Annotated in this window: 1 pseudogene; it reads right to left on the reverse strand. The window is 68.8% G+C overall.

Annotation, left to right across the window (positions count from 1 at the left end):
* Positions 1-673 (reverse strand): annotated as a pseudogene (locus tag IG62_RS0140985) (relaxase/mobilization nuclease domain-containing protein); the annotation flags it as partial.

Genomic DNA, 673 nt, shown 5'->3' on the forward strand with positions numbered 1-673 from the left:
TTTCTGGGCGGTGGCTTCGATTAGTTCACCGAGGGCGGTGATGTGCGCCTGGGCGTGTGCGTCGTCCGCGAAGTCGGTATGGAGGGCGTCGAGGGCGTCAGTTGCCTGGTGCCAGGGAGTGCTCGGGCGGTTGCGGCGGGCGGTGGGGTGCTCTTCGGGCTGGCTGGATTCCAGGCGGGCCTTGATCTTGGGCAGGGACAGGTCGGGGGAGATCTTTCCGCCCGGGTGGAAGATCTGCTCGCCATCCTCGTTGAGGTCGCCGGGGCGACCGACGGCATACCCGAGGAGATCTCCTGACGGGCCGCGCCGGACCTGGACCTCGATGCCGTCGGCTTCGAGGTAGGCGATGAATTCCTCGGCGTCGGTCACGTGGGGAATGGCGGCACGAATGCGGCCCTGGAGCCACTCGGGACCGGTCTGCTTCCAGCCGAGGCGTTCGGCCTTGTGCATTTCGGCCTGGGTGGGGCGGCGAGCAGCGGTCCCGTCACCCTTCTTCAGGCGGCGCAGGCCGTAGTCCTTCTCGATCCCGCGGCATGTGTCGCCGACGCGGAGGCCGCTGTCGTGGAGTTTGGGGCGGCGGCCGTCTTCGCGGACGGTGGTGGCGAGGATGTGGATGTGGTCGTCGGCGTGGCGGACGGCGATCCAGCGGCATGCCAGATCGTCGCCTTCGGGC

Source organism: Streptomyces sp. NRRL S-337 (assembly GCF_000720175.1).
GTDB lineage: Bacteria > Actinomycetota > Actinomycetes > Streptomycetales > Streptomycetaceae > Streptomyces > Streptomyces siderophoricus.